We start from the raw sequence: 12,654 nt of genomic DNA on the forward strand, positions 1-12,654 counted from the left end.
GGAGACCAAGGCATGAATATCGCGTGCTGGTCGGGACCCCGCAATCTGTCGACTGCCCTCATGTATGCCTTCGGTGCCCGCGACGACTGCGGTGTCTGGGATGAACCCTTTTACGCCGCCTATCTCACCCGCACCGGGATTCACCACCCCATGCGCGATGAGATCATCGCGGCGGGAATAACCGACCCGGCAGAGGTCGCCCGCCGCTGCGCCGCGCCCGATCCAAAGGGCGCGGCGCATTACTACCTCAAACTGATGACACATCATGTGCTGGAGGGTGACAGCCTCGACTGGGCGGCTCAGGCAGCGCATGTCTTTCTGATCCGCCACCCCGCGCGGGTTCTGGCCAGCTACGCGGTCAAACGCGAAAACCCCGATCTGACAGACATCGGGTTTGCCCAGCAAAGCGCGGTGTTCGAAGAGGTCCGCGCGCGCGGCTGGCGCTATGCGGTGATCGACAGCGTGGACATTCGCCGCGCACCGGAACCGGCCCTGCGCGCGCTCTGTGCGGCCATCGACCTGCCGTTTGATCCGGCCATGTTGTCATGGTCCGCAGGTGGTCACCGGGACGATGGCGTCTGGGCATCGCATTGGTACGATGCCGTCCATCGCTCGACCGGGTTTGCCGGGGCAGAGGGGCCGTTGCCCGGTGTCGACCCCGCCTTGCGCGCGGTTCATGACGCCGCATTGCCCCATTATCAGCGAATGCAGGCCGAAACGCTGCGGATTCCCGCCTGAAAGCGGCTTGCGCCGAGGCGTCGCGGGCAATAGAAGGTCCCAAATTCGACGACCATTCGCGCCCCGGTTTCCGGGGCGCTTGACCATTCCGAGGGAAAAAAAGATGCAGGTCACCGAGACGCTGAAAGAGGGCCTCAAGCGCGGCTACGCCATCACCGTGACGGCGGCCGAGCTGGAAGAGAAAGTCACCGAAAAGCTGAAAGAAGCGCAACCCGACATCGAGATGAAGGGTTTCCGCAAGGGCAAGGTCCCGCTGCCGCTGCTGAAAAAGCAGTTCGGCCAGCGCGTGCTGGGCGAGACCATGCAAGAGGTCATCGACGGTGCGATGAACCAGCACTTCGAGGACAGCGGCGACCGTCCGGCGCTGCAACCCGAAGTCAAGATGACCAACGAAGACTGGTCCGAAGGCGACGACGTCCATGTCGAGATGTCCTATGAGGCACTGCCCGAGGTTCCGGAATTCGACGCATCGGGCATCAAACTCGAAAAGCTGGTGGTCAAGGCCGAGGATGAGGCCGTCGACGAGGCGCTGAAATCGCTCGCCGAAACCGCGCAGGACTTTGAGGACAAGGACGGCGCGTCGGAAGACGGCGATCAGGTTGTCATCGACTTCGTCGGCAAGGTCGACGGTGAGCCCTTCGACGGCGGCGCCGCCGAGGATTACCCGCTGACGCTGGGCTCCGGTTCGTTCATCCCCGGTTTCGAAGAGCAGCTTGTTGGCGTGTCCAAGGGCGACGAAAAGGCCGTCGAGGTCAACTTCCCCGAGGAATACGGCGCAGAGCATCTGGCCGGCAAAGCCGCTGTCTTTGACGTGACCGTGAAGGGCGTCAAAGCCCCCAAGGCCGCCGAGATCGACGACGAGATGGCCAAGAAATTCGGTGCCGAGGATCTCGACAGCCTCAAGACCCAGATTCGTGAACGTCTGGAGGCCGAATACGCCGGTGCCGCCCGTCAGGTCATGAAGCGGTCGCTGCTGGACAGCCTTGATGGTCTGGTCAGCTTTGAACTGCCGCCGACCCTTGTCGACGCCGAGGCCAAGCAGATCGCGCATCAGCTGTGGCATGAGGAAAACCCCGACGTCCACGGCCACGATCACCCCGAGATCGAGACCACCGAGGAGCATACCAAGCTGGCAGAGCGCCGCGTGCGTCTTGGCCTGCTGCTGGCTGACCTTGGTCAGAAGGCAGAGGTTGAAGTCTCTGAGGCCGAGATGACTCAGGCGATCATGAACCAGGCACGTCAGTACCCGGGTCAAGAGCGTGAGTTCTTTGAATACGTGCGCCAGAACCCGCAGATGCAGCAGCAGATGCGCGCGCCGATCTTCGAAGACAAGGTTGTCGACCACATCGTCGAAAAGGCCGAGGTGACCGAAAAGGAAATCTCGAAAGAGGACCTTCAGAAAGCGGTTGAGGCACTGGACGACGAATAATCGTCCCCAGCCTTTAGTCTACGGAAAAGCCGCCCCGGTAAGGGGCGGCTTTTTTCGTTTCAGCCGATGACGCGGTGGCCGCGGTTTTGCAGGCAGCGAATGACCACTTCGCGGCGGTCCTCGCTCAACTCGTCCTCGGCGGCGGCGATGCCGGCCAGCGCGCCCACGGCGGCCCCGGCCACGGCACCCGTGCCGCGATCGTCCTCATTGTCGAGCGCGCCAAAGACCGCCCCGGTGGCCGCGCCGGTCAGCGCGCCGTCGAGGTGTGCATCGGGGCGATAATTGGCGGCGGCGACTTTGCAACTGGCAAGATCCGTGTCGAACATCGCATTGCGGGGGCCGTCCAGCGTATAGTCGCGGTCCATCGGCGCGGTGCAGGCGGTGACAAAGGTCAGGGGGGCGATCAGGAAAAGGGAGGTTGGTTTCATATTTTCAAATCCATGCAAAAGCGCCGTCAGGCGCGGTGTGCATGTCTCCTAAACCTGCGCAAGACAGCACGGAATTACCGGAATTTGCATATTTTCCATGAGTTTACGCATGGTTGTTGAGGGCCGTCCCCCAGCGGGTCGCCCAAAACGAAAAAGCCCCCGCGCATTTCTGCGCGGGGGCCTGTATCTTGGCGATAGGGCGCGATCAGTCGTCGTCGCCTTCGGCTGCCTCGGTGCGGACAGGGGCGTCGCCGCCATCGTCCTCATCCGCGGCTGCACCGATCTCATCGAACAGCTGCGACACTTCGAATTCGGCCTGCGCCTCTTCCTCGGCTGCCAGTTCGCGGATCGACTTGCCGCTTTCCTGCAGTTCTGCCTCTTCGGGCGAACGCGCGACGTTCAGCAGGATCACAACCATGACCTCGGGGTGCAGGTGCACCTCGACCTCATGCAGACCCAGTTCCTTGATCGGGGTGCGGATCAGCACCTGCTTGCGGTCGATCGAGAAACCTTCGGCAGTGGCCACATCGGCCGCGTCACGGGTGGTGACAGAACCGTAGAGGTTGCCGCCGTCCGACGCCTGACGAATCACGACGAACTGCTGTCCGTCGAGACGTGATGCCAGTGCCTCGGCTTCGGTCTTGGTTTCGAGGTTCCGCGCTTCGAGCTGTGCTTTTTGCACTTCGAACTGCGCGATGTTCTCTTTCGACGCGGTCAGCGCCTTGCCCTGCAACAGCAGGTAGTTGCGTGCGAAGCCCGGCTTGACGTCGACGACGTCGCCCATCTGGCCCAGCTTGGCAACACGTTCGAGAAGGATAACTTGCATGTCAGGTTCTCCTTACTTCACGGCGTAGGGCAGCAGGGCGAGAAAGCGGGCGCGCTTGATGGCACGGGCCAGTTCACGCTGCTTTTTCGCCGAAACGGCGGTGATACGCGACGGCACGATCTTGCCGCGTTCGCTGACGTAGCGCTGCAGCAGACGGGTGTCTTTGTAATCGATCTTGGGTGCATTGTCGCCCGAGAAGGGGCAGACCTTGCGGCGGCGGAAAAACGGTTTTGCGGCCATGGGTTAGCTCTCCTTCTTCAGATCAGTCGCGGGGACGGCGTTCGCGGCGGTCGCCACGGTCACCGCGCTCGTCGCGCTTTTGCATCTGGACCGAGGGGCCCTCGACATGGGCATCGACCTTGATGGTCAGGATGCGCATCACGTCATCATGCAGGCGCATCAGGCGTTCCATTTCCTGCACGGCCGAGGCAGGTGCGTCGGTCTTGAGGAAAGAGTAATGACCCTTGCGGTTCTTGTTGATCTTGTAGGCCATCGTCTTGACGCCCCAGTACTCGCTTTCAACGACTTTGCCGCCGTTGTCGGAGAGAACCGTGGAAAAATGTTCGACAAGCCCTTCGGCCTGCGCGTTGGACAGGTCCTGACGCGCGATAAAGACATGCTCGTACAGCGGCATGTGCACTCCATTTCTATCGAGGCGCATTTCATAGGGCAGGGGCCAAATCCTTCCACACCCTGCCCACGAGAGACTGCGCGGGAAAACGTCCTTGCGGAAGGAACGCCCCATATACACGCATCCCCGCAATCCGCAAGGCCCGTCCAATCTGCCAACGGATTGCCCCGGTCGCGCCCCATTCACGGCTCAATCTCAGGCTTAACCTGTCGTTAACCAAAAACTGAGGACGAGAGTAACATGGCACTGACAGAGATTGCACAGACCGGGTTCGCTAAATCCGCTGACACGGCACCTGAGGAAACCCGGAACGCATACCTTGACGGGATTGCACGTCGGTTTGTGGGGGCGGCGATGACCATCGCGGCTTTCTTGTTGTGGCTGGTGCCAGAGGGGATCACCCTGCCGTCGGTCCTGCTGATCAAGCTGGGCGTGTCGATTGTCTTTCTGGGTGTCGGCCTTACCCTGATGACGGTGCCCAAGAAACCGGCAGAGTGATCTGTTCGGGATCGCACGGACCCTGTTGATTTTGCGGGAATTGAGCGGTGCGCAGCATCGCGCCATCTGTTCCGGCACATGAAGTCAACAGAAAGTGCAGTCCCGATGAAACAGTTCTTCCTTGCCACGGCCTTCGCCGCGCTCCCCTTTGCCGCGCTGGCCAGCGACGCCGCTGAAACCTATGTGCTGGACCCCAGCCACAGTCAGGTCGTCTTTACCTACAACCACCTTGGCTATTCGACGACCTACGGCATGTTCTCCGGGTTCGACGGCGAAATCGCCTGGGATAAGGTCACGCCCGCCAATTCAACCGTCACCGTGTCGTTTCCTGTGCGCAGCATGCTCACCGGCTGGGAAGCACGGTTCGAGCATTTCATGACCGCCGACTTTTTCGAGGCCGACGCCGATGAGATGGTGACCTTCACCTCCACCAGCATCGACGTGACCGGAGAGACCACCGCCATCATCACCGGTGACCTGACGCTGAACGGCGTGACCAAATCGGTGGCGCTGAACGCCACGCTGAACCAATCGGGCGATCACCCGATGGAAGGCAAGGCATGGGCCGGTTTCGACGCCACCGCCACGCTTGTCCGGTCGGACTTTGATCTGGGCATGTTCGCGCCCTACGTCAGCGACGAAGTTCAGGTCATGATCTCGGTCGAGGCGATGAAGGCCGACTAATCCCGGACCCTTTGAACGAAAAAGAACCCCCTGCGCCGCGTGGCGCAGGGGGTTTTTCTTTGGATGGTCGATATCACTCGGCGCGCTGTGCGGTCAGCGATACATCAATGACAACCGCGTGGCCCAGTTGCGCCGGGTCGGTCATGCTGTCACCGATGCCGAAATCGCGCCGATCCAGCGTTGCGGACCCGGTCATCTGTGCCACGTTGCCGTCGATGGTCAGCGCAAAGGGCAGGGTGATCGGCACTTGCCGCCCTTTCAGGTCCAGGGTGCCATTGGCCACCAGTCCTGCGTCGCCGCGCGTGATGTCTGCGGTGAAAACCGCTGTCGGAAACTGCGTCGCGTCAAAGAAATCCGGCCCCATGGCCTGCGCTGTGACCGATCCCAGCGTCAATGAGCCGATGGCCACCTCGACACGCACATCGCCCTTGGGGCCAGGGGCGTCGCTGTCGTCATAGGCGATCTGCGCGGTCCAGTCGCCAAAAGACCCCTGAACCTGCTGCCCGAACTGCTGCACGTCCAGCGCCAGCGTGCCCTCCGTGACTTTCCAGTCGCTTTCGACCTCTTGCAGGTCAGCCACCTGTGCCGCGTCGCTGCCATGCCCATAAGCCCCGACAAAACCACCCAGCCCCAGCGCCAGCGCCCATGCCGCCAGCGCGGCGGCGGGCGCGGTCAAACCGTGCCGTTTGCCCGCGACACCACCGGCCCGTGTCCGGCCGGGCAGCATCCGCCGCAGCGTGGCGTCGCGGTCGATGACATGGTGTTTGACCGCGCCCGCGATATGCAAGACCAGCGAAGCCACCAGCACCCATGCAAAGACCCAGTGCAGGCCAGAGGCGATCCCGGCCAGTGTCTCACTTTCCGGCACCAAGGGCAGCGATTGCCCCAACGGCCACCAGATCGGCGCAAAGCCTGCGGTTGCCGCGTGATGCACCCAGCCCGACAGCGGCACCGCCACCAGAGAACCATAGAGCAGCCAATGCACCGTCTCTGCGGCGAATGTCTCTGCCCGGCGCTCCGGGTGCAGCGGTTCGGGCTTGGTCTGGATCAGCGCCCAGAGGATTCGCGCCAGCGCGATGAAAAACAGCGCCACGCCCACCGTCTTGTGCAGCGAAAACAGCCATGCCTTGTCGGCCAGCTGATCAGCCGTGTCATAGGGCAGGTCATTGGCGATCACACCCAGCGGGATCATCCCCAGGATGCCGAAGGCGGTCAGCCAGTGCAGGGTCTTGGTGATCGCGCCATAGCTTTGCGATGTGTTGGTCAGTGCCATCTGTGGTCCTCGACGTGTCTGTCTCTTTGCGGTTACAGCTAACCCAAGGACCACGGCGCACAATTCCGCGCCCCCGCACAGGGGGCCAGCGCCGTTGCAGAGCGGCCCCAAGTGATTGCCTAACGCGGCGCGGACGGGTAAGCCCTGCGGAACGGAAATTTCTGCTGAGGAGACGGGCATGAGCCGCGCATTCATCTTTCCCGGGCAGGGGGCACAGACCATCGGCATGGGCCGCGATCTGGCCGAGGCCTATCCAGCGGCGCGCGCCGTCTTTGACGAGGTCGACGAGGCGCTGGGGCAAAAGCTGTCCGCCCTGATCTGGGAGGGCGAGATCGAGACGCTCACCCTGACCGAAAACGCCCAGCCCGCTCTCATGGCCACCTCCATGGCCGCCATGCGCGCTCTGGAAGCCGAAGGCGTCGGCATCGACGCCGCCGCCTTTGTCGCCGGGCATTCTCTGGGCGAATATTCCGCGCTGACCGCTGCGGGCGCCCTGACACTGGCCGATGCCGCGCGCCTGCTGCGCAAGCGCGGGCAGGCCATGCAGGCCGCCGTGCCGGTGGGTGTCGGCGCGATGGCGGCGCTGCTGGGACTGGACCTGGACGCTGTGCGCAAGGTCGCCGCCGAGGCCGCTCAGGGTGACGTCGTCGCCGCCGCCAATGACAACGACCCTGGTCAGGTGGTCATCTCCGGCCACAAGGCGGGCGTCGAACGCGCCGTCGAACTGGCCAAGGCCGCAGGCGCCAAACGCGCCGTCATGCTGCCGGTCTCCGCGCCCTTCCACTGCGCCCTGATGCAACCCGCCGCCGAGGCGATGGCGCAGGCGCTGGCCGACGTGCAGATCACCGCCCCCGCCGTCCCCCTCATCTCCAACGTAGAGGCCGCCCCGGTCACCGACCCGGACAAGATCCGCACCCTTCTGGAGGCGCAGATTTGTGGCGCGGTCCGCTGGCGCGAATCCGTGCAGGCCATGGTGGACACGGGCGTTGACGACTTCTGGGAAATCGGCGCGGGCAAGGCCCTGTCCGGCATGGTCCGCCGGATCCACCGCCCCGCCACCGTCCGCAACATCGGCACGGCGGCAGACATCACCGCCGCCGTTGACGCCGCGACCTGAACAAAGAGGATATGAGCATGTTCGACCTGACCGGAAAATCCGCGCTGATCACCGGGGCCTCTGGCGGCATCGGCGGCGCCATCGCCAAGGCGCTGCACGGTGCGGGCGCCACTGTCGGCCTGTCCGGCACCCGCGTGGACCCGCTGAATGAGCTGGCCGCAGAACTGGGCGACCGCGCCTTTGTGCTGCCTTGCAATCTTGGCGACGCCGAGGCCGTGACCGCCCTACCCAAACAGGCGGCAGAGGCGATGGGCAGCGTCGATATCCTTGTGAACAACGCCGGCATCACCCGTGACAACCTGTTCATGCGCATGTCCGACGACGAATGGCAAAGCGTCATCGACGTCAACCTCACCTCGACCTTTCGCCTGTGCAAAGGCGTGCTGCGCGGCATGATGAAGGCGCGCTGGGGCCGCATCGTGAACATCTCGTCCGTTGTGGGCGCCACCGGCAATCCCGGTCAGGGCAACTATGCCGCCGCCAAGGCGGGCATGGTCGGCATGTCCAAATCGTTGGCCTATGAGGTCGCCAGTCGTGGCATCACCGTCAACGCGCTGGCCCCCGGGTTCATCGAAACCGCGATGACGGACAAGCTGACCGATGACCAGAAAACCGCCATCCTGACCCAGATTCCCACCGGTCGCATGGGCGCTCCGACCGAAATTGCCGCCGGTGTGCTCTATCTTTCCAGCCCCGAAGCAGCTTATGTGACGGGGACGACGTTGCACATCAACGGCGGCATGGCCATGTTGTGAGACGCCTTGCGGGCTGTTGCACTGCGGCATGGGAAAGCGTTTGCCATCCTCGCCGCCTGTGCTATAGGCCGCGCAGATTTTCCGCCGGATGCCCGCCTCTGCGGGCCGCCGGCAAACCCGGCTTTCCGGGGGATCGAGCCGCCCGCAAGGGCATAAGACGCCACGCCACGGGCAGGGCAGAATGGGCCGAAGTGCCCGACAGACTTGTGAGGAACTGACATGAGCGACATCGCAGATCGCGTTAAGAAGATTGTGGTCGAGCACCTGAGCGTGGAAGAAGAGAAGGTGACGGAATCGGCCTCCTTCATCGACGATCTCGGCGCTGACAGCCTGGACACCGTGGAACTGGTCATGGCCTTCGAAGAAGAATTCGGGATCGAGATTCCGGACGACGCGGCCGAGACCATCCAGACGTTCGGCGACGCGGTGAAGTTCATCACCGAAGCTCAATAAGCTTTTCGCCACTGGCGGCATTTAGGCGGCGCTCCTTTGCGGGGGCGCCGTTTTTCTTTGGGGGGGCTTGGTGGGGGGCAAAGTGGAGTTGGTCAGGCATGCGACGGCTGTGCGGACTTTGCTGCCGTTCAAATTTGCCGGATCAATGTCCATTTTTTTAGGACACCCAATGGTTAGGAGCAAAACCTGCATCGGGGCAGTTCGCCATGATTACAGAATGGATTTTGCGGCTTAGGCAATAGTTTCAGGTGGCTGAATCAGCCGCCTCATTCGTCAAGAGAACAACATGCTCCGACCTATCCTCTTGGCTAACGGGGCCGAGCCTTGAAATCGCCTGGGCTAAGGGCTGAGCTCGACCGCGTCGAGAGAGTTGTAGCAACACCTTGAGGCCGGTTGACCCGATCATACCGATCTCCTCGAATAGGCAAATTGCCAGTCGCCGATTGTTTGCAAAGCGTCGGTCGGGTCCACCATTTTTATTTGGATGCGCCCAAGTTTCACCGACAACCTGCGCGTCTGACGGAGTTGGTCCGTCGACAATGAACCGCTGGTCGCGCACCGCAGTTCGGATGTCTGCGTAGGCGACTGCGCCATACTGCTTGCTCTCGCGTACCAATATGAAATCAGGGTAGAAATAAAGGGTTTGATCGCCAACCCGGACTGTTGGCGGCGTCACGTTGCTTTGGACGCCGGGCGGTTCCTCGTAGCTTGCCGCGGTTTCGTGTTTGTCCACGAGTTCGGATGCCCCCGCATTCCGTTTCCATGCAGTCAAGTTGTTGATCGCCCCGGCAGCATCTATGTACCACAGATTTCTTACGCCTTTGATGCCATCCCACGCTTCAGTGAGTGCTCCATAGTTCCGTTCAGCGGTCTCATCGAGATCGTAGAAAAACACTACTTGACGCCGTCCCAAATCAATCCGTTGACCGACCGCAACGAAAAGAGCTGTCACCAGACCTGAAATAACTGCCGCAAGTTCAATAGCGGCAAGAGCGAACACAAGCGAAACCCCAACTCCAAGAACACCGAATAATAGGGCCAACGATGGATTGCTTTGCGCCCGGTTCAGGTCGGCAATGACCTCGCGACGACTTTCATGCTCCATTGTTACTGCATCTGCAGACATGATCCGCTTCATGACGACGCCGTCGCTTGTCACGTAGCTTGACGGCAGGGCGTCATGTACAGCCGCTGGCACAGAACGCGTTGATTGGTCACGGGCCGATTCCGCTTCCTTTCCGCTCGAACCTGACGACTTCGAGTTTCCAAAAGTCTTTCGGTAGTACACGCCTTTCATGCCCGCATGGATGTAGTGGCCACGGGGACCTGTACCAATGCGAAAGCCTTTAACGCCTGTTGAGAGGCCAATGCCAGACTTCGAGAGGTTGAAACGAAACGGACCAACCTCAATGGATCGACGAAAATACAATGGCACCGAACTAGCCTCCGAAAGCAATCTACGGGGTATTCCCCAATGGGTATGTTGAGCGAACAATGCCTTATCCACTGCCCTCGGCAAAGCAATTTGAACTCGGACGTGCTCCTCTGCAGCGCGGACAGACGCACAAGGCCTCGCGAGTCAGAATTCGGCGGATCTTTTAAGAGCCGACATTCGCTATTCTGCAGCGGCTTGTTAGGTAAGGGTTCAAAGCGGTCCTCGAAGGTACTAACCTCACCGCAGCACGAACCATGAGAAAACCGCGCACCCCGCAGCGCACCAAAGCTGCCTCTGTCAGGCCCACGAAACAGCGTGGCCTATCCGCCCGAAACCAGAGCCATCCGACGCACACGACCAGCCCCCCTTTCTTTGCCACCCGACCCGATCCCGGACTGGCCTTTCCCCAAGGGACGGCGCTAAGTAGCGCCCAACCTCACCTAGCCTATCGGGAATTTAACGCGTGCTTCTCATCACGATCTGGCCGCTTTTTGCGCTGATCTGCCTTGGTCACGTTCTGGCCAGAACCGGCTTTCCCGATCCCGGCTTTTGGCCTGCGGCAGAGCGGATCAACTATTTCATCCTGTTCCCGGCGTTGCTGGTGTCCAGCCTTGTCGATGCGCCCATCGGCGACCCGCAGATCCTGCGGCTGGGCGCGGCGGCCCTTACGACGATTTTTCTGGCCGCCCTTGGGATGGCGGTCGCGCGCCGGGTCTTTCCCACGCCTGCGGCCCGCTTTGGCCCGGCCTTGCAGGGCGTTGTCCGGTTCAACACCTACCTCGGCCTTGCGGTCACGGCCAGTCTGGCGGGGGCCGAGGGGATGGAGCGCGCGGCGGTCTACCTCGCGGTTTGCGTGCCGGTCGTCAACGTCCTGTCGATCATCGCGCTGAGCGAGCGTGAGGTCCTGCGCCGCCCCGGCGCGGTGCTGCGCACGATGCTGCGCAACCCGCTGATCCTTGCCTGCCTTGTCGGCATCGCGCTGGCGCTCTTGGGGTTTGGCCTGCCCGGTGGCATGGGGACGTTTCTAGAGCTTTTGGCGCGCGGCAGCCTGCCGCTGGGCCTGCTCTGCGTGGGGGCGGCGTTGCAACCGTCTGCCCTGCGTCAGGACGTTGGCCCGGTGGCGGGCAACGTGGCGCTGCGTCTTCTGGCGATGCCCTTGCTGGCGGCGCTGATCGGCTTTGCCTATGGTCTCGACGGGGCAGAGGCGCTGGTGCTGGTGGTGTTCTCCGCCATTCCCACCGCGCCCACCGCCTATGTGCTGACCCGGCAGTTGAACGGCGACGGCACTTTTATGGCCGGGCTTGTGACCGCGCAGACCATGGCGGCGGTGGTCACGATCCCGCTGGTGCTGCTGGTCCTCGGTCTGGGCTGAGACTTCGCCGCCCGGCCCGTAGGATGGGTTTTCAACCCATCTCCCTTTGGCGTAAATCGTGACCAAAAGGTAAAACCGTCTCTTTAAGTCCTTGAAGACGCGACGTCACGAATCCCGCCACGCGTGGACAGCCTTGTCGGCGGGCCTCATCCCCCAGATTTTTTCGCCGCCTTCTCCACTGCCTTGGCGGCATCCCAAAGCCGGTCCATTTCTTCCAGATCACTATCCTCGGGCCGCCGCCCCTCGGCGGCCAGGGCCGCCTCGATGGACCGGAACCGGCGGGTAAATTTTCCATTGGCCGCCCGCAGCGCCGCCTCGGGATCGATCCCCATATGCCGCCCCAGATTGGCCATCACAAAGAGCAGATCGCCAAATTCCTCAAAGCGGTGGTCATCATCCTCAGCCTCGCGCAGCTCATCCATTTCCTCGCGCAACTTGTCCATGACCTCATCGGTGGTGGGCCAGTCAAACCCCACCCGCGCCGCCCTTTTTTGCAGCTTCACCGCCCGCAGCAAGGCGGGCAATCCCAACGCCACCCCATCCAGAACGCCGGTCTCCTCTTTCGAGGCCCGCTCGGCGGCCTTGATCGTCTCCCAGTCGCGGGTCTGCTGCTCGGGTGATTTATCGCGGCTCTCATCGCCAAAGACATGCGGATGCCGCGCCACCATCTTGTCCGACATCCCGTCGGCGACCTCATCAAAGGTGAACAGTCCCGCATCGGTGGCCATCTGCGCGTGAAACACCGACTGGAACAGCAGGTCACCCAGCTCTCCCTTCAGCTCGTCCCAGTCTTTGCGCTCGATCGCGTCGGCAACCTCATAGGCCTCCTCAATTGTGTAGGGGGCAATGCTCTCAAAGCTCTGTTCCAGATCCCAGGGACAGCCGCCATCGGGGTCACGCAACCGCCGCATGATTTCCAACAGGCGCGGCATCCCGCCCTTGGGATTGTGGATCAGATCGTCGCTCATTGCATCCGCCCCCGCTTTGGTCTCATGGTCCCCGACATGTCGGATCA

General features: G+C 62.2%; 15 protein-coding genes. 8 read left to right on the forward strand and 7 right to left on the reverse strand.

Annotated features, from left to right (window positions below):
- Nucleotides 1–12: 12 nt before the first annotated feature.
- Together VOI21_RS11495 and tig are read left to right on the forward strand one after the other, a co-directional pair.
- On the forward strand, nt 13–738 hold the full coding sequence (locus VOI21_RS11495) for an HAD family hydrolase (RefSeq protein ID WP_323770020.1): 726 nt from the start codon (nt 13–15) through the stop codon (nt 736–738).
- 103 nt (nt 739–841) lie between these two features.
- Nucleotides 842–2,167, forward strand: coding sequence for a trigger factor (gene tig / locus VOI21_RS11500; RefSeq protein ID WP_323770021.1), 1,326 nt, complete (start codon nt 842–844; stop codon nt 2,165–2,167).
- 59 nt (nt 2,168–2,226) lie between these two features.
- On the opposite strand, the gene VOI21_RS11505 is transcribed toward tig, so the two are convergent.
- From VOI21_RS11505 to rpsF, 4 genes are all read right to left on the reverse strand, one after another.
- On the reverse strand, nt 2,227–2,595 hold the full coding sequence (locus VOI21_RS11505; protein WP_323770022.1) for a YMGG-like glycine zipper-containing protein: 369 nt from the start codon (nt 2,593–2,595) through the stop codon (nt 2,227–2,229).
- Nucleotides 2,596–2,800: 205 nt separating this feature from the next.
- Nucleotides 2,801–3,421 carry a 50S ribosomal protein L9 gene (gene rplI, locus VOI21_RS11510; protein ID WP_323770024.1) on the reverse strand — a complete coding sequence of 207 codons (621 nt, stop codon included), beginning with the start codon at nt 3,419–3,421 and terminating at the stop codon, nt 2,801–2,803.
- A gap of 12 nt (nt 3,422–3,433) precedes the next feature.
- Nucleotides 3,434–3,661 carry a 30S ribosomal protein S18 gene (gene rpsR, locus VOI21_RS11515; protein ID WP_058310770.1) on the reverse strand — a complete coding sequence of 76 codons (228 nt, stop codon included), beginning with the start codon at nt 3,659–3,661 and terminating at the stop codon, nt 3,434–3,436.
- A gap of 22 nt (nt 3,662–3,683) precedes the next feature.
- On the reverse strand, nt 3,684–4,055 hold the full coding sequence (gene rpsF, locus VOI21_RS11520; RefSeq protein ID WP_323770025.1) for a 30S ribosomal protein S6: 372 nt from the start codon (nt 4,053–4,055) through the stop codon (nt 3,684–3,686).
- A 237-nt stretch (nt 4,056–4,292) separates the two neighbouring features.
- On the opposite strand from rpsF, the gene VOI21_RS11525 reads away from it, so the two are divergent.
- Together VOI21_RS11525 and VOI21_RS11530 are read left to right on the forward strand one after the other, a co-directional pair.
- Entirely contained in the window at nt 4,293–4,550 is a 258-nt protein-coding gene (locus tag VOI21_RS11525; RefSeq protein ID WP_323770026.1) for a hypothetical protein, read from the forward strand.
- A 105-nt stretch (nt 4,551–4,655) separates the two neighbouring features.
- Entirely contained in the window at nt 4,656–5,234 is a 579-nt protein-coding gene (locus tag VOI21_RS11530) for a YceI family protein (RefSeq protein ID WP_323770027.1), read from the forward strand.
- A 73-nt stretch (nt 5,235–5,307) separates the two neighbouring features.
- Here the strand turns inward: VOI21_RS11530 and VOI21_RS11535 are convergent, their stop codons facing one another.
- On the reverse strand, nt 5,308–6,507 hold the full coding sequence (locus tag VOI21_RS11535; protein WP_323770028.1) for a cytochrome b/b6 domain-containing protein: 1,200 nt from the start codon (nt 6,505–6,507) through the stop codon (nt 5,308–5,310).
- Nucleotides 6,508–6,685: 178 nt separating this feature from the next.
- On the opposite strand from VOI21_RS11535, the gene fabD reads away from it, so the two are divergent.
- The 3 genes from fabD to VOI21_RS11550 all read left to right on the forward strand — a co-directional run bounded on the left by fabD (nt 6,686) and on the right by VOI21_RS11550 (nt 8,832).
- Nucleotides 6,686–7,624, forward strand: a complete 939-nt coding sequence (gene fabD, locus VOI21_RS11540; protein ID WP_323770029.1) for an ACP S-malonyltransferase — start codon at nt 6,686–6,688, stop codon at nt 7,622–7,624.
- Between the two features lie 17 nt (nt 7,625–7,641).
- On the forward strand, nt 7,642–8,379 hold the full coding sequence (gene fabG, locus VOI21_RS11545) for a 3-oxoacyl-ACP reductase FabG (RefSeq protein WP_323770031.1): 738 nt from the start codon (nt 7,642–7,644) through the stop codon (nt 8,377–8,379).
- Between the two features lie 219 nt (nt 8,380–8,598).
- Nucleotides 8,599–8,832: an acyl carrier protein gene (locus VOI21_RS11550; protein ID WP_094035528.1), complete on the forward strand. Its 234-nt coding sequence runs from the start codon at nt 8,599–8,601 to the stop codon at nt 8,830–8,832.
- A gap of 244 nt (nt 8,833–9,076) precedes the next feature.
- On the opposite strand, the gene VOI21_RS11555 is transcribed toward VOI21_RS11550, so the two are convergent.
- The gene (locus VOI21_RS11555; RefSeq protein ID WP_323770032.1) at nt 9,077–10,267 is read right to left on the reverse strand and encodes a DUF4236 domain-containing protein; all 1,191 of its coding nucleotides are present in this window, start codon (nt 10,265–10,267) and stop codon (nt 9,077–9,079) included.
- A 463-nt stretch (nt 10,268–10,730) separates the two neighbouring features.
- Between VOI21_RS11555 and VOI21_RS11560 the strand changes: the two genes are divergently transcribed.
- On the forward strand, nt 10,731–11,639 hold the full coding sequence (locus tag VOI21_RS11560) for an AEC family transporter (RefSeq protein ID WP_323770033.1): 909 nt from the start codon (nt 10,731–10,733) through the stop codon (nt 11,637–11,639).
- A 146-nt stretch (nt 11,640–11,785) separates the two neighbouring features.
- On the opposite strand, the gene mazG is transcribed toward VOI21_RS11560, so the two are convergent.
- Complete coding sequence (gene mazG, locus VOI21_RS11565; protein ID WP_323770034.1) at nt 11,786–12,607, reverse strand: nucleoside triphosphate pyrophosphohydrolase; 822 nt, start codon at nt 12,605–12,607, stop codon at nt 11,786–11,788.
- Nucleotides 12,608–12,654: the final 47 nt, after the last annotated feature.

This window comes from Antarctobacter sp. (assembly GCF_034670325.1).
GTDB lineage: Bacteria > Pseudomonadota > Alphaproteobacteria > Rhodobacterales > Rhodobacteraceae > Antarctobacter.

Bases quoted from the DNA above. Each gene is read 5' to 3' on its own strand.
- VOI21_RS11550 (WP_094035528.1), top strand. From the start codon at position 8,599: ATGAGCGACATCGCAGATCGCGTTAAGAAGATTGTGGTCGAGCACCTG.
- tig (WP_323770021.1), top strand. From the start codon at position 842: ATGCAGGTCACCGAGACGCTGAAAGAGGGCCTCAAGCGCGGCTACGCC.
- rplI (WP_323770024.1), bottom strand. From the start codon at position 3,421: ATGCAAGTTATCCTTCTCGAACGTGTTGCCAAGCTGGGCCAGATGGGC.
- fabG (WP_323770031.1), top strand. From the start codon at position 7,642: ATGTTCGACCTGACCGGAAAATCCGCGCTGATCACCGGGGCCTCTGGC.
- mazG (WP_323770034.1), bottom strand. From the start codon at position 12,607: ATGAGCGACGATCTGATCCACAATCCCAAGGGCGGGATGCCGCGCCTG.
- rpsR (WP_058310770.1), bottom strand. From the start codon at position 3,661: ATGGCCGCAAAACCGTTTTTCCGCCGCCGCAAGGTCTGCCCCTTCTCG.
- VOI21_RS11495 (WP_323770020.1), top strand. From the start codon at position 13: ATGAATATCGCGTGCTGGTCGGGACCCCGCAATCTGTCGACTGCCCTC.
- VOI21_RS11505 (WP_323770022.1), bottom strand. From the start codon at position 2,595: ATGAAACCAACCTCCCTTTTCCTGATCGCCCCCCTGACCTTTGTCACC.
- VOI21_RS11530 (WP_323770027.1), top strand. From the start codon at position 4,656: ATGAAACAGTTCTTCCTTGCCACGGCCTTCGCCGCGCTCCCCTTTGCC.
- fabD (WP_323770029.1), top strand. From the start codon at position 6,686: ATGAGCCGCGCATTCATCTTTCCCGGGCAGGGGGCACAGACCATCGGC.
- rpsF (WP_323770025.1), bottom strand. From the start codon at position 4,055: ATGCCGCTGTACGAGCATGTCTTTATCGCGCGTCAGGACCTGTCCAAC.
- VOI21_RS11525 (WP_323770026.1), top strand. From the start codon at position 4,293: ATGGCACTGACAGAGATTGCACAGACCGGGTTCGCTAAATCCGCTGAC.
- VOI21_RS11535 (WP_323770028.1), bottom strand. From the start codon at position 6,507: ATGGCACTGACCAACACATCGCAAAGCTATGGCGCGATCACCAAGACC.